Source organism: Dactylosporangium fulvum, from assembly GCF_025137375.1.
GTDB lineage: Bacteria > Actinomycetota > Actinomycetes > Mycobacteriales > Micromonosporaceae > Dactylosporangium > Dactylosporangium fulvum.
On the sequence record NZ_CP073720.1, the window covers coordinates 531,951 to 548,482 of the forward strand.

The following is a 16,532-nucleotide window of genomic DNA, read 5'->3' on the forward strand; positions in this document are numbered from 1 at the left end:
TCAGCTTGCGCGGGCGCGTTCGAGGACTTCTTCGGTTGTCAGCGGACTCTTCGGATGGTGGCTGAGACACAGTGGCGCACGGACCTTCGCGAATGCCTGCCCCTCCAGAGCCACGTAGAACTCACCGGTGCGCAGTTGCGAGATCCCAGGCACGTCACCGCCCTTCGCCCGGGCCATTTCCCGTGCGGCATCAATCTGCACCGGCGCGTTGAGCAGCCCGTAGCACTGGGTGGCGGCATTGCCCGGAATCTGATTGTGCAGACCCTTCGGTGACTGCGTAGCGAACATCAGTCCCAGGCCGTACTTCCGAGCCTGCGAGGCGAGCGCCAGCGTGCTCTTGGTACATGCCGTCATGGCGCCGGACGGGGCGAGTGTCTGCGCTTCGTCCATGACGAACAGTCCGCCAAGAGGTCTGTCACCGGCGGGATGCTTCTTGATCCAGGCGAACAGCGCCATCTGGAGCTGATTGACGAAGCTCTGCCGTTGCTCGTCCGACTGCAGCCCGATCAGGCTGATCACTGAGATGCGGGCACGCTTACCAGTGGGCGGGGTCAGCAGCTCGCCGGGATCCACGGCTTCGCCAACACCTCCGAACAGCGGGTCGATCACCATGGCCGCAGCCAGTGTCTGGCCGAGCTCGGCGGCAATCTTCGCCGCGTTGCCCAGGTCGCTCACTGCAGCAGGCAGGTCATCAAGCATGCCGATGAATCCACGAAGCGTGGTTTCGCGGTGCCTACGGGCGTAGTAGACAAGAGCCTCCTTGAGCACCGCGCGACCTCGTTCGGCCTTACTCGTCTTGCCGTCGACCTTGGCTCTCGGCGCGAGCGTCGCCAGCGCCGATTCGATGGCAGCCTCGAATTCGTCCGGGTCGCTGACGAAGCTCTGGAAGTCGGGAAGCGGTTGGAAGCTGATCGGCCGGCCGGCCTCTCGACGCGGGGTGTACACCACCACATCGGTGTGCTCGAGGTACTCTCGTGCCTTTTCCGCATCTCCGTCACGCCACCCGGACGGTGGCTCCGGCCATGGATCGCCGAGACGAGCAAGGTCGTTGTTGGGGTCCAGCACGATCGCTGAGACGCCCTGCAGCGCGCATTCCTCGACGATGCGGCGGATGAGCACCGTCTTGCCTGATCCAGAACCCGCAAAGATCGCGGTGTGCTTGCGGAGCGCCTCCAACGCGACCGGTATCGGTGCGCCAGCGTCGAAGGTGAGCCCGAGGCTGAAGGCTGGTCCGGTGATCTGCGGCGGCAAAACAGGCTGTTCGACCTCCGTCGCCGTCGAGCCGACGTCCGCGACGGGCATGGTGAGGTCCGGCGCCGGTAGATCGGCAGCCGCGTCGGCGAGGGCCTCACGGAGGAAGGAGACACCCCGGGTCGGCTGCCGGGCGATCAGCCAGGCCGTCAGGTCCGCCGGTGCCTGAGCGAACAACTCGCGCAGCGCCCAGAGAATTGGCAGATCGTCGTCGCCGACGGTCAGGCGTCGGCCTCCGCCGGCCTCGAAGATTGCAACTGCCTCCTTGTTCTTCGGAGTCTGTGGCCAGGCACCGTTACGGAGCAGAAACAGCCGGCGCTGGCCGACGCCGCTTGCGAGGCCTGCCTCGGTGCATGCTGCGCGGATGCGGTTCAGGACGGCGACCGGGTGGTAGTCCGACGAGATGCCGCGGAAGCCCCAATGCGCCTCCTCCTCGGTTGCGTCGTCCAGCGTGCGGCGCAAGCGGGCATGCAATGCCGGCTTGGTGCTGGGCGGGGGGTCCTGCTCGAAGTGCTTTCCAGCCTCGCCCCGTTCGATGATCCACGCTTGCAGGCCAGCCGAAAGTAGGCCGGGAAGCTCGACGTCGTCGGTGTGCTCGTCGAGCGCGCGGCTGACATCTGCGGTCTCCCTCAGCTCGGCGAACCGCTTGTCCAGCACGGCAAGGCTCGCGTCCGGCGGGCGCACAGGAGGTATCGGCAGGGTCTCGCCGTCTTCCTCTGTCGACGACTCCAGCGAGGTCATTACGCGGACTTCACCGTCGCGGACACACGCTCGGATGTGCCGGTCGACATTCTGCAGCAGTTGACGGGGCATGAAGTTCACCGCGGTGTCGAACGCATCCTCGTGGATCGGCCAGGTTGGATAGGGCGGATTGAAGTCGACTGAGCGGTAGTGCGCTTCCAGACGTTTGGCGACCAACGCCTGCCCTACAGCCGCGCTGGGGATGCGGCCGAGGTTCTGCGTCGCCAGGAACCGGTCTTGCACCGCCGCGATCGCGTACTTCTTGATGACTTCCCAGGTGGCGTGCTGAGCCGCAACCACCGTGAGCGTCTTTCGGGTCGCCTCGCGCAGCGACATCAGCCCGTTGGTGATCTGGTCGAGCAGCAGCGAATCCTGCCACTCGGCGTCCTGCCGATTCGCCATTGCCTTGGCGAGCGGCGCCAGAAGACCGTCGATCTGGTCCACGGCGATGACGGACGGCCCAGTCAAAGAGAGAAGCCAGGAGATCTCGCTGACAACTTGCTCAGGCGGATATGCACCCTGGGGTAGGCCCCATGGCGAGCGTTCGCCGGGCTCGCATTCATCCCCGGAGAGCAAGAAGTTGTTGCCGACCTCCCGCGCCCGAAAGTCGCCGGCGTTGAACATCGCCAGTGCGCGGGCGGTGTACCTGCAGGCCATCGCCACTTCGGGGTTGTACCGGTGAAACGCCTCGAGAAGTGCGTCAATCGCTCCTCGGTCGAGCGGGGCATCACCGATGACAGCTTGGCGAGCCGCGAACGGTACGCCGGTCAACAGCGTGACCCGGCGCAGGAAGATCCGCAGTTGGGTCTCGTGACCGTCGACCTGCCGGGTCAACCCATTGAGCATCGAGTGCGCCACGCTGTGCCAGAAGCGGGTGCTGTCCAGCAAGCTGACGAGAAAGAAGTACCCGTCCTGGCGTTGTACCTGTTCCCGGACCCAGCCGAGGAGGTGAGTCTTCCCGGAGCCGCGCTGCCCCTGCACGACGACGCCAACCGGGCTGCCGTCCGAGCTGTCACGCGCTTCGTCGATCGCATCGAGGATCGTCTGGGCGACGTTGCGGTGCAGCGTGTCGACGTGGAACTCCGACCGTCGCCAGACGTCGTCCCGGGTCGGCACCAGCTTGATGCGGAGGCCGGTCAGAGCCTTGATCTCTGTGTCACTCATGGCGCAATCGCCAGGACATGCTGATCACGGCTGCCGATCCGCACCGCGGCGTCGCGATCTCGCTGCTCCAAGGCTTTCTGGTTCGTCTCCTCCTCGATTTGTACGCCCTGCATCCGGGTCATGAGTCGAAGCACACCGTCGATCTCCCTCTTGGGAATCCCGTTCAGCTCTTGGCGGATGTCGGCCAGCCCGACCCAACTGCCGGCCGGATCGGCCAACTTCCGATACGCCCGGCGGATCGCCTGCTCGATCTCGTCCGCGGTTGACGACGCGGCTGGAGACGGTGGACCCGCAATGATCTTCGGCTGCTCCAACTCGGGCTGACCGCCGAAGACCTGGGCGAGGCTACGTCCACTGCTGTCGAGGTAACGGTCAAGGCCGCCAAGTACCGCGTACAGCGCATGTCCGGCGGAGCCGGAGTTCGGCGGAACCGCACGGGTCAACTCCTGACGGCACCAGTGCCAACCCTCCTCCGCCAGAGTGAAGAAGTAAGCGTTGCGCGCCCCCTTGCGGCATTCGATGAGCTTCTCGTCGACAAGGCGCTGCCTGTTCTTGCCGGTGAGCTTCAGTCCTGGTGCGTACTTCTTCTCGATCTGGGGGTTCGAGAGTTCAGTGTTCTCCGCCATCAGGATGAGCAGGAGCGCCCGCTCCGGCAGTGACAGCTTCAGGTCCGGCATGCATTGCCCCCTTGTGAGTGCCAGCGCGGCGGCCGGCAAGGAACTGTTGGATCTGCGCCAGTACGAGGTCTCGGTGCATCAGCACCTGCTGGTTGGTGAACCGCAGCACTGCATACCCGTCAAGTTGCAGCAGCACGTCACGTTGCCGGTCGGCAGCGAATCTGGCCGGATCGCAGTGCTCGACGCCGTCGATCTCGACGACCAACCGTGCATCGCGCCAGAGCAGATCCAGGCGGATCGGATTGGTGAGCGGATGCGGTTGGTACGACTGGTTCCATTCGCGTCCTGCGGCCCACGCAGCAGGTGCCAGTGCGGCCTCGAGTAGTTGCTCGGCCCGGCTTCCAGGATGTGGCTGGCCGGCGATTGCGGGATAGCCGACGATCTCATCGAGAGGTGGTTCATCGATGTAGGCTGCGTTGAACTCGGGCAGCGCCTCCCCGGTCGGAGGAGTGAACCGTACGACCTCCATGGCGTCGGCCACCTGTAGAACGGTGCCGGTGAACCAGATGCCGAAGCGGCCAGAGTCGCTCAACCATCGGGCTGCGACGATGAGGGCCTGCTGCTGGTCGACGCTGAACCCTTCACCGACCCGGATGAGGATCGCCGCGCGGGTGCGCCCGAAGGCAGCCGCGATGGCCTTGGCCAAGCCAACCGCACGAACCTCTGGGTCGAATGGGCCGGTCGCGTCGACGTGCTGGAGCAGTGAGCGCTCGGCCAGGTCGGCGAGAAATGGCCCGTACTGTCCGCCGTTTTGCGCTGCACGAAGCGCGATAGACCGCACCGCGACCACACCGGCACCGGCGGCACTGTCGATGTGCGCGGCCTTCGGAAGCCATGCCGGAAAGAGTTCGCGGGCGACTCGGTCGAGTTCAGTGAGAAGCGTTGCGACGATGCGTGCGGCTCTGGGCTGTGGTAAGGCGTTGTACGTGACGATCGCGGGCGCGTCCGAGGGCAGCGGTTCGATCAACAACGCGAGCGAATCCGCGCTTACGCCATCGATGCTGATCGGCCGATCTAGGGGAAGATCTGCCCAGGATTGCGCCACGCCCCACCCTTCGCGTTCCAGCTATGCCCGATTCTGCGGGCCGTCGGTCCGTGGTGACAAGGGTGGGCTGTCCTGTCCGATGCTGCCGTATGAGCGAAAGAATCATCCAGACCGAGCATCCATTCCGGCTGCTAGATCTGCTATGCCTCCGGGGTCGCGACCTGGGACAAGTGGGTCGGCGGCGTGGGGCCTGCCCAGCGGTTGAGAAAACCGGCACATTCCATGACCGACGTTGGAACAAGGAATCGTGTGCGGCCGCATAGTGCTGCGATGGTCTATTGTGGATCGAATTGCCAGGTCGGCGTCGGAAGCTTAGGTACTGCTGCTCAATCGATGCGTGCTACCCATCCGCGATCACCCTGTCCGCTCAACCCTAACCGATCTCGCCGGGTTGATTCGGTGGATTGGCAGACTCACTGCCGGTGGGGGACATGGAGGAGGGCGATGGACTGGGCGGCCTTCGAAGCGGCGTGGTACGACAACGGCTGCCGCGTGATTGCGGACCTGGCCGCGGCGCACCCGACGGAGCGCCTGTACGCCGCCGCGTTCCACCTGTTCTACAGCGACTATTCACAGATCCTGCCACCGGCTCTCGCCGCAAACGTGGAGTCGGCCGTGAGGGCTCAGCGGACGCACGACAGGTGTTGGACCGGTGGAAGTCGTTCGCGTCCGGTTGGTCGAGCCACGAGGCAGATCAGCCCGGCGTTGCCTTCGGCAACGCCGGCATCGGGCAGACTGAGCGGATGGCAAGTTCGGGAATCGTTCGGGCCTACAACGCTGGCGAGGGTTGGGGCGTCATCGACGGGCCGGATGTGGCTGGTGGGTGCTGGGTGCACTTTTCGGTGATCGTCATGGACGGATATCGGCAGCTGTTCCAGGGGCAGAGTGTCTCGTTCCGAGCCGAGGCGGCAACCCAGGACGGATTCGCGTATCGGGCGGTGAAGGTGTGGACGGGCGACACCGAACCGGACGACCAACGACGAGAAGACGCCGAGCCCAACGCCTACCACAGCACACTGGCTCTGACCTTCGACGAGCCGCGGGGGACCAGCAGGGGCTGACCGCCAGAGACGGGCCATCTGGTGTCAGGGCGTGATGGCGTACTCGGTGAAGCGGCCGCAGGATTGGAACCCGAGCCGGCGGTAGACGGGTTCGCCCTCGGAAGAGGCTTGCAGGACCACCGTGCGGTAGCCGGCGTCGTATGCGGTGTGCAAGGTCGCCAGGGTGATGGCGCTGCCGTAGCCGCGCCGGCGGTCGGTCGCCAGGGTGGCGATGTTGTAGATCCCGGCGACTCCCGAGTGGAGGAAGACCTCGGCCGAGCAGACGGGGCGGCCGTCAACGTAGCCGACCAGGTAGCGAGCGGGGCAGTCGGGGGCGAGGGCCCAGTCGGCGGCATCGGCGAAGAAGCGGCGCACCGTGGCGGCCGGTGGGTTCCAGTTCGCGGCCAGGACGGTCGAGTAGTCGGCGAGTTGCCCGGGGGTCCTCACCCGGTGGATGGCCAGGTCCGCAGCAGGTTGCTGGGGCGGGGCCGCACGTAGGTCCTGCCACATGCCGGTCTCGGTTTCGGATGCCTGGAGACCGGCGCTTTCCAGGAGCGAGGCGAGATCCGCCGGCGTGGAGGCCGGACCCACCCACCACGAGAAGGGACGCCCGGTGGTGGCCAGTGCCTGAAGGGTCTGCGTGATCCGGGCCGGGGCGGTGTCCGGCGTAAGGCGCGCCGCTGCAACGATGTTGAAGGTGTCGTCGTCCAGGCCGCTGTCGGCGATCAGGAGGTCGTTGGTTTCAGTGACGGTCGAGCCCGCCACATGCCGGTGCAAGTGACAGGCATGTTCGGCGAGGTTCTGCTCCATTGCGAGCATCAGGTCTGAGCGATCGCCGAGCGGCTGGTTTCCTTCATTCACAGCGGATCATCACATCATGTCTGTTCGCCGTCTGGGCATGAGTTTGTGGTTGACGCCGTCGCCACGGCGCCGCAGCGATGAGGCGATTTTCGGTAGGACCCGGCACGGCGACCGGCCTGGTTGGACCGTGGCTGGGCAGTACCGCGTTCGGGCCAAGCACCACCGACCCCTCATGGAGGTACGTCCCATGCCGCGCACCCAGCAGAAGCAGCGATCGTCCGCGTGGGAGACGGCGATCACCGTGCTGCAGGAGGCCGAACCACCCTTCATCCCTGCGGGAGCACACGAGATGACCGTCGTCGTCGAGTTCCCGCCCGGTGATCCGGGCACGCCGCCGCACCGGCACACCGGACCGGCGTTCGGCTACGTGCTGGAAGGCGAGATGCTGCTGGAGATCGAAGGCCAGCCGGAGCGGGTCGTGCGTGCGGGAGAGGCGTTCTGGGAACCGGGTGGCGACGTCATCCACTACCAGGACGGCAACAACCGCGACGACATCCCGCTGCGGTTCACCGTCACGATGCTGTGCGAGCCGGGCAAGCCGATGCTCACCCTGGTGGACGACGAAGAGCTTGCCCGGCGCAAGGAGCGCCGCGCTGTCCGGCGGGCCTGAACAAGGTCACTGGTTCCAGCCGGGCAGCGCGGCCTGACTCAACAGATGCGCTTGCCGTCTTCCAGGTAGTACGTGATGTTGCCGGCCGCCGCTTCCAGAGCGGCGGCCGCCCGCCGGGCGAGTAGCGGGGACAGGCGTCGCTGCGCCTCGGCGAGGGTGCACCATGCCCAACTGCGCAGCTCGTCCGCGGGCAGTCGCAGCGCTGCGGTGGCCTTCACGTCGAGCACGCCACCGTCGTATACGAACATCACGCCCTCGGTGCGGCCCGGTCGTGGCGGCACCCAGTCGACGACCAGCAACCGGCCGGGGGACACCACCAAGCCGAGTTCCTCTTCGACCTCGCGCCGCGCGGCGTCGTGCGGTGACTCGTCACCGTCCACCGAGCCGCCGGGCAACTCCCAGTCGTCCTTGTACACCGGTTCCACCAGCAGGATCCGGTCGGCGGCGTCGCGGAACAGCACTCCGGATCCCATGCGCTTGCGCGGGAGCGCCGCAGTGTAGTCGTCGGTTGACGTGGTCACCAGCGGGCGCTCAGCGGTGTGCTTTGGCGACCGCTGCCCGCACGATCTCCGCGTCGGCGGGGGTGCCGACCGGGTCGTCGAACGTGCCGTACGGGGGGCCGTAGACGGGCGTGTCCGGCTGCACGCGCCAGCTGTCGGCGAGCGTGCCCACATCGACGGTTTCGTAGCCGATGGCGTCCAGGAACGCGGTGACGACCTGCTTGGCCTCGGCGTCGTCGCCGGCGATCGGTAGGGCGGTCCGGTCATCGGCACCTGATGGGCGGGTAAGCGAGGCCAGGTGCTTGAAGAAGATGTTGTTGAACGCCTTGACGACCTTCGCGCCGGGCAGATGCTGCTGGAGCAGTTCGCTGCTGGTCGTGGAGCCCTCGTCCAGCTCAGGGAAGCGGCCGTCACGCTGCGGGTAGTAGTTGTTGGTGTCGATGACGATCTTGCCGGCCAGCGGCTCGGCCGGCACCTCGCGGTACACCTTCAGCGGTACCGTCACCACCACGATGTCGCCGGCTGCGGCCGCGTCCGCCGGGCGGCCTGCCCGGGCGTGCGGGCCGAGCTCGGCGACCAGGTCCGCCAGGGTCTCGGGTCCGCGCGAGTTGCTCAGCACGACGTCGTAGCCGGCGGCGACCGCCAGCCGCGCCACCGTGCCGCCGATGTTGCCGCTTCCGATGAGTCCGATCGTTGTCATGCCGGCAATAACCCACTGGTTCTGTCGGGAATTCCCGCACCGCGGAGGTGTAAAAGTCGTGAAACGCGACGATAGCCATAGGGCTATAGGGCTGTAGGATGGCCCTGGGGTCATCGAGCCGCATCTTATGGTGGTGATCGATCGCGATGCTGACCGTCCACTCCACAAGCAGCTCGTGGACATTCTGCGGGGCCAGATCGATGCCGGCGTCCTGCCGCCCGGTTCGGTGCTGCCGTCCGAGATTTACCTGGCGCAGACGCACGGATTGAGCAAAACAGCGGTCCGGCGGGCGCTCGAGCTGCTGCTCAACGAGGGTCTCATCATCAAGACCAAGGGCAAGCCGACGAGGGTGCGTGAGCGGCCGCAGCGCAAGGTCGTGCTGCTGGAGCCGGGCGACGAGGTGAATGCCCGGATGCCGACCGAGGCGGAGCGGCGGTCGTGGGGCATGTCGGTGGGCGAGCCCCTCCTCGAGGTGAGTCGCCGCAGGGGGACCGTGGACTTCTTCCCTGCGGGAACGATCACGCTGCGGGCTTCCTGAGTGCAGGCGGGGCGGGCCGCCCGCCGCTGCGGGCTTTTCCGTCACGGCGTCCAGGCGCCGGGGTGTAGCTAGCCCCACCCCGGCCGGGTGTCCAGCGTCAATCCGTCGACGGGCGCGAATCCATACCGTTAGGGCATGCCTCAGCAGACAGCGGCGCTGGAGATTCGAGCGCTGACCAAGCGGTTCGGTGACAAGCTCGCCGTCGACGCCATCGACCTCACCGTCCCACCCGGCTCCTTCTTCGGTCTCGTCGGGCAGAACGGCGCCGGCAAGACCACCACCCTCTCGATGGCGGTCGGCCTGCTGCGGCCCGACAGCGGCACCGCCCGGATCTTCGGCGAGGACGTCTGGTCCGCCCCGGCGCGCGCCAAGGCGCTGGTCGGGGTCCTGCCCGACGGCCTGGCCATGCCGGAGCGGCTGACCGGGCGCGAGGTGCTGACGTACCTGGGGCTGCTGCGCGGCCTGCCGAAGCACGTGGTGGCCGAGCGCGCCGCCGAGTTGCTGGCCGTGCTGGAGCTCGACGGCGCCGACAAGACGCTCGTCATCGAGTACTCGACGGGCATGCGCAAGAAGATCGGCCTCGCCACCGCGCTGCTGCACGCGCCGCGGCTGCTGGTGCTCGACGAGCCGTTCGAGGCGGTCGACCCGGTGTCCGCCGCCACGATCAAGACCATCCTGCGCGGCTTTGTCGCCGGCGGCGGCTCCGTCGTGCTGTCCAGCCATGTGATGGCGCTGGTCGAGCAGCTCTGCGACCACGTCGCCGTGGTCGACAGCGGCGCGGTCGTCGCGGCCGGCCCGCTGGACGAGGTGCGCGGCACGCGCTCGCTCGAAGACGCTTTCGTGGGGCTCGTCGGTGGCGAGCGGACCGAGATCAAGGAGCTGTCATGGCTGTCGCGGTGACCATGGCGCAGATGAAGGTGGCGGTCCTGCGCCACGCCTACCGGGGCCAGCGCGCCCAGACGGCGGGCACCGGCGCGGTGCTCGGGCTGCTGCTCGCGGCCGGCACCGTGTACCTGGCCTGGATGGACCCGGAGCTGCTGGCGGCCGGCTACGCGGTCTGGCTGCTCGGCTGGATGCTCGGCCCGGTCTTCATGGGCGGCGGCGACGAGACGCTGCGGCCGGAGTACTTCGCCCTCCTCGGGCTCCCGGCCCGGCGCCTGGCCGTGGGCCTGCTCGTCAGCGCGTTCGTCGGCGTCGCGCCGCTGGTCAGCCTGACGGCCCTGCTCGGCCTGCTCGTCACGGGCATCCGGCTCGGTGCCGTCAACGCCCTGGTAGCCGTGCCGGCGATGCTGCTGCAGCTGGCCGTCTTCGTCCTGCTGTCCAAGGTGTCCGTCGCCGTCGTCGGCCTCGCGCTGCGCTCCCGGCTCGGCGCGATCGCCTCCGGCCTGCTCAACGGCACCATCCTGGCGGCACTCGGGCAGATCTGGGTCTTCCTGTGGGCCTTCGGCGAGACCGGCACACCCGACGCGGTCTGGTACCTCCCCTCCGCCTGGGGCCTGCTCGCCGTGCGCGGCCAGTGGTGGGCGCTGGTGGCGCTGGCCGCGCTCGTCATCGGACTCCTCGGCGCATGGGCGGCCCTGCTCAGCCGGCGAGCCGGCGCGACCCGGGTGTCCGGACGCGGCCGGCGCCCGATCACCGCCGCCACCGCCAACGGCGCCGTCGTCGCCAAGGAACTGCGCACGTGGTCCCGCGACCTGGTACGCAACCACCAGCTGGCGTTCGCGCTGGCCTACGGCGTCTGCTTCGCCGCCAGCCCGCTGATCATCGGCTGGGACGGCATGCTGCCCTACGCGGGACCGATCTTCATCGTCATGGCCGCCGCGATGGCCGCCAACCTCTACGGCACCGACGGCACCGCGCTGTGGCTGACGCTGATGACGCCGGGCCGTAGCGACGTCCGCGGCCGGCAGCTGGCCTGGCTGTCGACGCAGGGCCCGATCGCGCTCGCCCTGACCGTCGGGCTCACCGCCGTCGCCGGCGGTCCCTGGCCACTGGTCCTCGCCCTGCTGCCCGCCCTGCTCGGCGGCGCGGCCGGGCTGGTGCCGCTCATTTCGGTGTACGCGCTGGTGCCCGGCACCGACCCGCACCGCCGGGCCGGCAACCCGCTGCGCACCAGCGAGGACGACGGCGGCCTGACCGGCCTGGCGTACCTCATGCTCGCCCTCGTCGTCGCCACCGGCGCGCCCGCGGCGCTGGCCGCGATCTGGTTCGGCTGGGCGGGCGTGGCCGTCGGCGTCGGGACCGGCGCGCTGTGCGCCTGGGGCCTCGGCCTGCTGGCCGAGCGGCGGCTCCGCTCGCACGGCCCCGAACTGCTGGACACGATGCGGACCGGCCGCAAGCCGCAGACGACTGTCACGTCCCGGTTCGAGCAGCTTGGCCGCACGCAGCGCATCGTCGCCGGCTGGTGCTTCGGCCTCGGCGCCGTCCCGCTGGTCCCGCAGGGCATCCTCGCCGCCGTTTTTGTCGGCAAGGGGATGCTGCGCCACAGCTGGTTCCTCGCCACGTACCTGCCCACCGGGTGGCGCTATCCCGTCGCCGCCGGCTTCATCCTGCTGGGCCTGGCCATGTACGGCACCGGGCTGTGGATCGTCCGGCCGTGTGCCACCCGGACGGCGCGCCGATGAGCCCCCGGCGTGCAGCGCGTGTTCGCTCCACGCCGGGCCTGCTGGTCATGCCGCCGAGAGCTCTTTGGTCACCAGGGCATACACCTGATCGAAGGCGTTCATCTCGGCCGGGTTGAACCGGTTCTTGGTGACGGCAACGGTGATCCCGGTCTCGAGGTCGGCGTACGCGGCACTGCCGCCGATCCCCACCATGCCGAACACGGCCGGGCTGATGGGGGTGTTGCCGATCCGGCCGAGGGTGTAGCCCAGTCGCAGAACTGCTTGAGTGTGGTGCCCATCGGCACCGCCGGCACGCCGGCCGAGGAGCACCTGAACGTGTTGCTGAAGGTTGCTCACAGCTCTCTCCTGAATCTGGCACCGTCCGGCGCCTCATCCCACGGTCGGAGCGGACGCGGGTTTCTTGCTGCCCGGCGCAAGAATCGCGTGGTCGCTCCGACCTATCGGTGACCAAGCTCCCGACAGATCCAGGAGACCACCGTGACCGACCGGGACGCACCGCCCCGCGCGGGCCGACGGGAGTGGATCGGCCTCGCCGTCCTCGTTCGGGCCGATCCTGACGGCGATGGCGCTCGCCTCGGGTGTGCTCGCCGGAGCGAGCCTGCTCACCACGCAGTACATCCAGAGCGTTGTCGGCCTCTCGCCGGCCGTTGCCGGCCTGTGGCAGGCGCCCACGGGAATCGGTATCGCGGCCGGTGTGCTCACGGCTCCCGTCCTGGTGTCGAAGGTCGCCCCGAGGACGGCGATCGTGTTCGGCCTGGGCGTGTCGGCCGGTGGCCTCATGCTGCTGACCACCGTCGGCAGTGCCGACGGACCGGCAGTGACCGCGCTGCTGATCGCAGTGGTGGCGTTCGGGGTCGGCCCGTTGTTCGCCCTGGGCACCGGCATCGCGATCAGCACCGCCCCGGCGGAGCGGGCAGGCTCGGCCGCTTCGCTGTCGGAGAGCAGTAACGTGCTCGGCTCCACCCTCGGCCTGGCCGTGCTCGGCACCGTCGGTACCGCCGTCTACCGAAGCCGGTTGGAGCGGTCGGCCCCCGAGAACGTCCCGGCCGACATCCTGGACCAGGCGAAACAGACGATCGGTGGGGCGGCAGCGGTCGCCGAGCCGACCGGGTCGGGGCAGGACCTGTTCGAAGCCGCCCGAGCCGCCTTCACCAGCGGCATCCACGTGGTCGCCGTGGTCGGTGCGGTGCTCGTGGCGCTGGCCGCGGTCGCGGCCTGGGTGTCCCTGCGGCGGCCGGCCGGAATGTCGGCGAGCGAGCCGCGGGTCAGCGAGAATTACAACGAGGGGAGTTTGCGATGAAGTACCTGTTGATGATCCACGCGAACCCGGTCGCGCTGGACGCGCTGTCCGAGCAGGAACGGAACGCGATCTACGCGGCGCACGACGCGTTTGTCGCCCACATCACCGAGTCCGGAGAACTGGTCGGATTCGCCGCGCTGGCAGACCCGAGCAACAGCCGCACCGTCCGGGTCCGCGCGGGAGCGACAACCGTGACAGACGGCCCCTACATCGAGATGAAGGAATTCCTCGCCGGGTACACCATCGTCGACTGCGAGACACCCGAACGTGCCGCGGAACTGGCGGCCATGATTCCGGACGCCGGCATCACCGGCATCGAGGTCCGGCCGGTGATGCACTTCTCCGGGTCCGACATGTGAGCACACCCGTCCCGATCGACGACCTGCTCCGCAACGTCGTTCCGCAGGTGCTCGGTCCCGGACCGATGGTCACCCTCAACCGGGCGGTGGCCGTCGCCATGACCGCAGGCCCCCGGGCCGGACTCGAACTGCTCGACATGCTCGACAACAACAAGCACCTGGCACGCAGCCACCGGCTCGACGCCGTGCGCGGGCACCTGCTCGAGATCGCGGGCGATCTCGGGGCCGCCCGCGAGCACTATCTGCGCGCCGCCCGACGGACGACCAGCATCCCCGAGCAGCGGTACCTCACCGGCCGGGTCGCGCGACTCACCAGGTCGTGATGTATCAACGATGTGCATGGCGTGTGCTCGCCGCTCCTAGCCTGCGGGTGTATGGGGTATGTGGCGTTCGGGGCCCAGGTGATGCTCAGCTTGACCTTCGCCGTCGCGGCGATCGCGAAACTGCGCGACCTCGCCGGCTTCCGGCAGTCTCTGGCGCAGTTGCTGCCCGTGCCGGCATTGCAGGGAACGTCGACGGCCGTTGCGGTGCCGGTAGCGGAACTGGCGATCGCCGTCCTGCTCGTCGTGCCGAGCACGTCGACCGTCGGCGCGCTGGCCGCGATGACGATGATGGTCGCGTTCACCGCCACGATCGGCCGTGCCCTGCACCGGGGTGACCACGCGCCCTGCCACTGCTTCGGGGCATCGCCGCGGCGGCTGGGGCCTCAGCAACTCGTCCGTAACCTGGTCCTGACGGCGGTCGCGGCGTTGAGCCTCGCCGACGGGCGGACCGAGCCCGTGGGCTTGTTCGTCGCCGGGTTCGTCGGTGTTGTCGGCGGACTGCTGGTCGTGTGGGCCGACGACATCCTGGACCTGTTCACCGCCGGCCCGGCCTACACCCGCTGATGGGTCTGCTCGCGCTCGCCCTCGCGGTCCCGGCGGTCGCAGCGGTCGGTGTCGTCGTCTGGGTCCGCGTGCGGTACTTCGTCGTGACCGTCCGCGGCCCGAGCATGGAGCCGACGCTTCGCAGCGGGGATCGGGTCCTTGCGCGCCGGGCGGTGCTCGACCGGGTGCGAGCGGGCGACATCGTCATCCTCCGCTCAACCGCGCTGCCCACCGACGGGATCATCAAACGAGCCGTGGCCGTGCCCGGCGATCCGGTCCCGCGTGCGGCGGCGCCGGCGCTGGCCGACGTGCCGGAGGCGACCGTACCGGCTGGCAAGGTCGTAATCATCGGGGACGGTGCACAGAGCTCCGACTCCCGGCAGCACGGGTACGCCGACGGATCCCAGATCGTCGGCGTGATGCTGCGTCGGCTGCGCATCAGCGAGTAGCCGCCGGGCGGTCCGGCCGGGCCTGTGTACCGGATTGTATGCCGGCTTGATGTTTCGAGTTGGTGGCAAAGCCTTTACATTCCGTCTCTCGTTTGCGAACTTTGCATCAGATATCGAACGAACGCTTGCAAGTTTCGATAGAAGATGCTGTCGGCATACGGGGAGCGATCGTGAAATTTCAGCTGCTGGGGCCAATCGCTGTGCAGCGCGGCGAAGAACACCTGCCGATCGGACCTGGCAAGCAGCGGTCCCTGCTAATTGCACTGCTGCTCGACCGCGGGCATGTCGTGCCGATGGAGCGCCTGCTCGAAGCACTGTGGGACGGCGAGCCACCGAACTCGGCGGTGTCCAACATCCGCACGTACGCATCCCGGCTGCGCAGCACGATCATCGACACCCAGCACCGTCCCCGGGTGCTCGGCCGCAATCCCGGATACCTGATCGACGTCAACGACGACGAGTTGGACACGGACGCGTTCGCGAACCTGACCAGTGCCGGATACACCGCACTCACCGCCGGACAGGCCGACCAGGCGGCACGACACTTCCGTGACGCGTTGAACCTCTGGCGCGGCTCGGCCGGCGAGGACGTGCCGCGCTCCAGGTACCTCGACCGGCGGCTGTCCGCACTGGACGAGCAACGACTCACGGTCGTCGAAGAGTGGATCAACGCGCGACAACAGACGCACAGCGACGCGGACCTGATCGCCGACCTGCGTCGCCTGACCGAGAGCCATCCGCTGCGGGAACGGCTCTGGGGTCACCTGGTGCTGGCGCTCTACCGGGTGGGCGACATCGGCGCCGCACTCATCGCCTTCCAACGGGCGCGCACCGTGCTGATCGAGGATCTCGGCGTCGAGCCCGGTCCGGACCTGGTCCGGCTGCACCAGGCCGTCCTGGCCCGGGATCCGACGCTGGGCAGGCCGGCGGCGTACCCCCGCCCGGAGCAACGGCTGGTGGTCGCGCCCCGAGCAGCGGTCGCGACCTGGACCCCACGCGAACTCCCGGTCACGGCGCCGACGCTGATCGGCCGCGACCGGGACGTCGCATCGATCGTCGCCACCGTCGCCGCGCGCTGCGGCGAGAATGACACGCCGGCCGGCGTCCCGACCGTCGTGGCGATCCACGGGCCCAGCGGGGTCGGCGCATCAGCGCTCGCCATCCGGGCCGCGACGGAGCTGATCCCGATGTTCTCCGACGGCCAGCTCTACGCCGATCTGCGCGCAGCGGCCGAGGTGAACCCGGCGAACGGTGTGGCGCAGGTGCTCGGCCGGTTCCTGCGAGCCCTGGGCACCCCGGCGGGCCAGGTGCCCAGCGGCGTGGACGAGGCGGCCGCCCGCTTCCGATCCGCCTCGGCGAACCGGCGATTACTCATCCTCCTCGACAACGCCGCCGACGAAGCGCAGGTGCGGCCGCTGCTGAGCGCGACGAGCGGCAGCGCCGTCATCATCACCAGCGCGCGCAAACTGGCAGCGCTGGATGCGACAGCACACGTGCAGGTGGAGCCGCTGAGCAACGACGACGCGGCCCGACTGCTGGCGACGATCTCGGACTCCGACATCAACGCCGCGTCCGAGCAGTCGCTGCAGATGCTCGTCGAGCTGTGTGGTGGCCTGCCGCTGGCGCTGCGCATCGTGGCGGCACGCCTGGCCTGCGCCCCCAAGGTGCCGCTCGATCGCCTCGTCGCGGAACTGGTCGACGAACGGCGTCACCTCCGTGCGCTGTCCTGCGGTGACCTCCGGATCTCCTACCAGTCGGCCGCCTGACGCCGAACGGCGGCGCGTCCGGAGTCCTCCGGACGCGCCGC

General features: G+C 68.5%; 18 protein-coding genes. 11 read left to right on the forward strand and 7 right to left on the reverse strand.

Going from position 1 to position 16,532, the window contains the following annotated elements:
* Genes Dfulv_RS02490 through Dfulv_RS02500 form a run of 3 tightly spaced genes read right to left on the reverse strand, consistent with a single transcriptional unit; the run spans nt 1 to nt 4,878 of the window.
* Nucleotides 1–3,156 (reverse strand): helicase HerA domain-containing protein, encoded by a 3,156-nt coding sequence (locus tag Dfulv_RS02490; protein ID WP_259860977.1) that lies wholly within the window; start codon nt 3,154–3,156, stop codon nt 1–3.
* Nucleotides 3,153–3,833 carry a hypothetical protein gene (locus Dfulv_RS02495; RefSeq protein WP_259860978.1) on the reverse strand — a complete coding sequence of 227 codons (681 nt, stop codon included), beginning with the start codon at nt 3,831–3,833 and terminating at the stop codon, nt 3,153–3,155. Before Dfulv_RS02495 ends, Dfulv_RS02490 begins: the two co-directional genes overlap by 4 nt.
* Nucleotides 3,766–4,878 carry an endonuclease domain-containing protein gene (locus tag Dfulv_RS02500; protein WP_259860979.1) on the reverse strand — a complete coding sequence of 371 codons (1,113 nt, stop codon included), beginning with the start codon at nt 4,876–4,878 and terminating at the stop codon, nt 3,766–3,768. The genes Dfulv_RS02495 and Dfulv_RS02500 overlap by 68 nt, the downstream gene beginning before the upstream one ends.
* A gap of 641 nt (nt 4,879–5,519) precedes the next feature.
* Between Dfulv_RS02500 and Dfulv_RS48495 the strand changes: the two genes are divergently transcribed.
* The gene (locus Dfulv_RS48495) at nt 5,520–5,939 is read left to right on the forward strand and encodes a cold-shock protein (protein WP_319805752.1); all 420 of its coding nucleotides are present in this window, start codon (nt 5,520–5,522) and stop codon (nt 5,937–5,939) included.
* 24 nt (nt 5,940–5,963) lie between these two features.
* On the opposite strand, the gene Dfulv_RS02510 is transcribed toward Dfulv_RS48495, so the two are convergent.
* Complete coding sequence (locus Dfulv_RS02510; RefSeq protein WP_259860980.1) at nt 5,964–6,779, reverse strand: GNAT family N-acetyltransferase; 816 nt, start codon at nt 6,777–6,779, stop codon at nt 5,964–5,966.
* Nucleotides 6,780–6,951: 172 nt separating this feature from the next.
* On the opposite strand from Dfulv_RS02510, the gene Dfulv_RS02515 reads away from it, so the two are divergent.
* Nucleotides 6,952–7,389, forward strand: coding sequence for a cupin domain-containing protein (locus Dfulv_RS02515; protein WP_259860981.1), 438 nt, complete (start codon nt 6,952–6,954; stop codon nt 7,387–7,389).
* Nucleotides 7,390–7,427: 38 nt separating this feature from the next.
* Here Dfulv_RS02515 and Dfulv_RS02520 read toward each other — a convergent pair whose 3' ends face one another.
* Nucleotides 7,428–7,910, reverse strand: a complete 483-nt coding sequence (locus tag Dfulv_RS02520) for an NUDIX hydrolase (protein ID WP_319805753.1) — start codon at nt 7,908–7,910, stop codon at nt 7,428–7,430.
* Between the two features lie 10 nt (nt 7,911–7,920).
* Complete coding sequence (locus Dfulv_RS02525; RefSeq protein WP_259860982.1) at nt 7,921–8,589, reverse strand: NADPH-dependent F420 reductase; 669 nt, start codon at nt 8,587–8,589, stop codon at nt 7,921–7,923.
* 127 nt (nt 8,590–8,716) lie between these two features.
* Between Dfulv_RS02525 and Dfulv_RS02530 the strand changes: the two genes are divergently transcribed.
* The 3 genes from Dfulv_RS02530 to Dfulv_RS02540 all read left to right on the forward strand — a co-directional run bounded on the left by Dfulv_RS02530 (nt 8,717) and on the right by Dfulv_RS02540 (nt 11,751).
* Nucleotides 8,717–9,127: a GntR family transcriptional regulator gene (locus Dfulv_RS02530; protein WP_259860983.1), complete on the forward strand. Its 411-nt coding sequence runs from the start codon at nt 8,717–8,719 to the stop codon at nt 9,125–9,127.
* A gap of 135 nt (nt 9,128–9,262) precedes the next feature.
* On the forward strand, nt 9,263–10,027 hold the full coding sequence (locus Dfulv_RS02535; protein ID WP_259860984.1) for an ABC transporter ATP-binding protein: 765 nt from the start codon (nt 9,263–9,265) through the stop codon (nt 10,025–10,027).
* A complete protein-coding gene (locus Dfulv_RS02540; RefSeq protein ID WP_259860985.1) occupies nt 10,012–11,751 on the forward strand; it encodes a hypothetical protein in 1,740 nt (579 codons plus the stop codon). The genes Dfulv_RS02535 and Dfulv_RS02540 overlap by 16 nt, the downstream gene beginning before the upstream one ends.
* A gap of 45 nt (nt 11,752–11,796) precedes the next feature.
* Here the strand turns inward: Dfulv_RS02540 and Dfulv_RS02545 are convergent, their stop codons facing one another.
* Nucleotides 11,797–12,060, reverse strand: a complete 264-nt coding sequence (locus Dfulv_RS02545; protein WP_259860986.1) for a hypothetical protein — start codon at nt 12,058–12,060, stop codon at nt 11,797–11,799.
* A 253-nt stretch (nt 12,061–12,313) separates the two neighbouring features.
* Between Dfulv_RS02545 and Dfulv_RS02550 the strand changes: the two genes are divergently transcribed.
* From Dfulv_RS02550 to Dfulv_RS02575, 6 genes are all read left to right on the forward strand, one after another.
* Entirely contained in the window at nt 12,314–13,051 is a 738-nt protein-coding gene (locus Dfulv_RS02550; protein ID WP_259860987.1) for an MFS transporter, read from the forward strand.
* A complete protein-coding gene (locus tag Dfulv_RS02555) occupies nt 13,048–13,410 on the forward strand; it encodes a YciI family protein (protein WP_259860988.1) in 363 nt (120 codons plus the stop codon). Before Dfulv_RS02550 ends, Dfulv_RS02555 begins: the two co-directional genes overlap by 4 nt.
* Nucleotides 13,407–13,733 carry an RNA polymerase sigma factor gene (locus Dfulv_RS02560; RefSeq protein WP_406567918.1) on the forward strand — a complete coding sequence of 109 codons (327 nt, stop codon included), beginning with the start codon at nt 13,407–13,409 and terminating at the stop codon, nt 13,731–13,733. The genes Dfulv_RS02555 and Dfulv_RS02560 overlap by 4 nt, the downstream gene beginning before the upstream one ends.
* Nucleotides 13,734–13,784: 51 nt before the next feature.
* On the forward strand, nt 13,785–14,297 hold the full coding sequence (locus tag Dfulv_RS02565) for a MauE/DoxX family redox-associated membrane protein (protein ID WP_259860989.1): 513 nt from the start codon (nt 13,785–13,787) through the stop codon (nt 14,295–14,297).
* Nucleotides 14,297–14,725, forward strand: a complete 429-nt coding sequence (lepB, locus tag Dfulv_RS02570) for a signal peptidase I (RefSeq protein WP_259860990.1) — start codon at nt 14,297–14,299, stop codon at nt 14,723–14,725. The genes Dfulv_RS02565 and lepB overlap by 1 nt, the downstream gene beginning before the upstream one ends.
* Before the next feature lie 170 nt (nt 14,726–14,895).
* The gene (locus Dfulv_RS02575; protein ID WP_259860991.1) at nt 14,896–16,491 is read left to right on the forward strand and encodes an AfsR/SARP family transcriptional regulator; all 1,596 of its coding nucleotides are present in this window, start codon (nt 14,896–14,898) and stop codon (nt 16,489–16,491) included.
* The last annotated feature ends 41 nt before the right edge of the window (nt 16,492–16,532 follow it).

What these genes read in the sequence shown, in the direction of transcription:
- Dfulv_RS02490 (WP_259860977.1), bottom strand. Translation starts at nt 3,156, where the DNA reads ATGAGTGACACAGAGATCAAGGCTCTGACCGGCCTCCGCATCAAGCTG.
- Dfulv_RS02495 (WP_259860978.1), bottom strand. Translation starts at nt 3,833, where the DNA reads ATGCCGGACCTGAAGCTGTCACTGCCGGAGCGGGCGCTCCTGCTCATC.
- Dfulv_RS02515 (WP_259860981.1), top strand. Translation starts at nt 6,952, where the DNA reads ATGGAGGTACGTCCCATGCCGCGCACCCAGCAGAAGCAGCGATCGTCC.
- Dfulv_RS02525 (WP_259860982.1), bottom strand. Translation starts at nt 8,589, where the DNA reads ATGACAACGATCGGACTCATCGGAAGCGGCAACATCGGCGGCACGGTG.
- Dfulv_RS02530 (WP_259860983.1), top strand. Translation starts at nt 8,717, where the DNA reads ATGGTGGTGATCGATCGCGATGCTGACCGTCCACTCCACAAGCAGCTC.
- Dfulv_RS02535 (WP_259860984.1), top strand. Translation starts at nt 9,263, where the DNA reads ATGCCTCAGCAGACAGCGGCGCTGGAGATTCGAGCGCTGACCAAGCGG.
- Dfulv_RS02540 (WP_259860985.1), top strand. Translation starts at nt 10,012, where the DNA reads ATGGCTGTCGCGGTGACCATGGCGCAGATGAAGGTGGCGGTCCTGCGC.
- Dfulv_RS02550 (WP_259860987.1), top strand. Translation starts at nt 12,314, where the DNA reads ATGGCGCTCGCCTCGGGTGTGCTCGCCGGAGCGAGCCTGCTCACCACG.
- Dfulv_RS02555 (WP_259860988.1), top strand. Translation starts at nt 13,048, where the DNA reads ATGAAGTACCTGTTGATGATCCACGCGAACCCGGTCGCGCTGGACGCG.
- Dfulv_RS02565 (WP_259860989.1), top strand. Translation starts at nt 13,785, where the DNA reads ATGGGGTATGTGGCGTTCGGGGCCCAGGTGATGCTCAGCTTGACCTTC.
- lepB (WP_259860990.1), top strand. Translation starts at nt 14,297, where the DNA reads ATGGGTCTGCTCGCGCTCGCCCTCGCGGTCCCGGCGGTCGCAGCGGTC.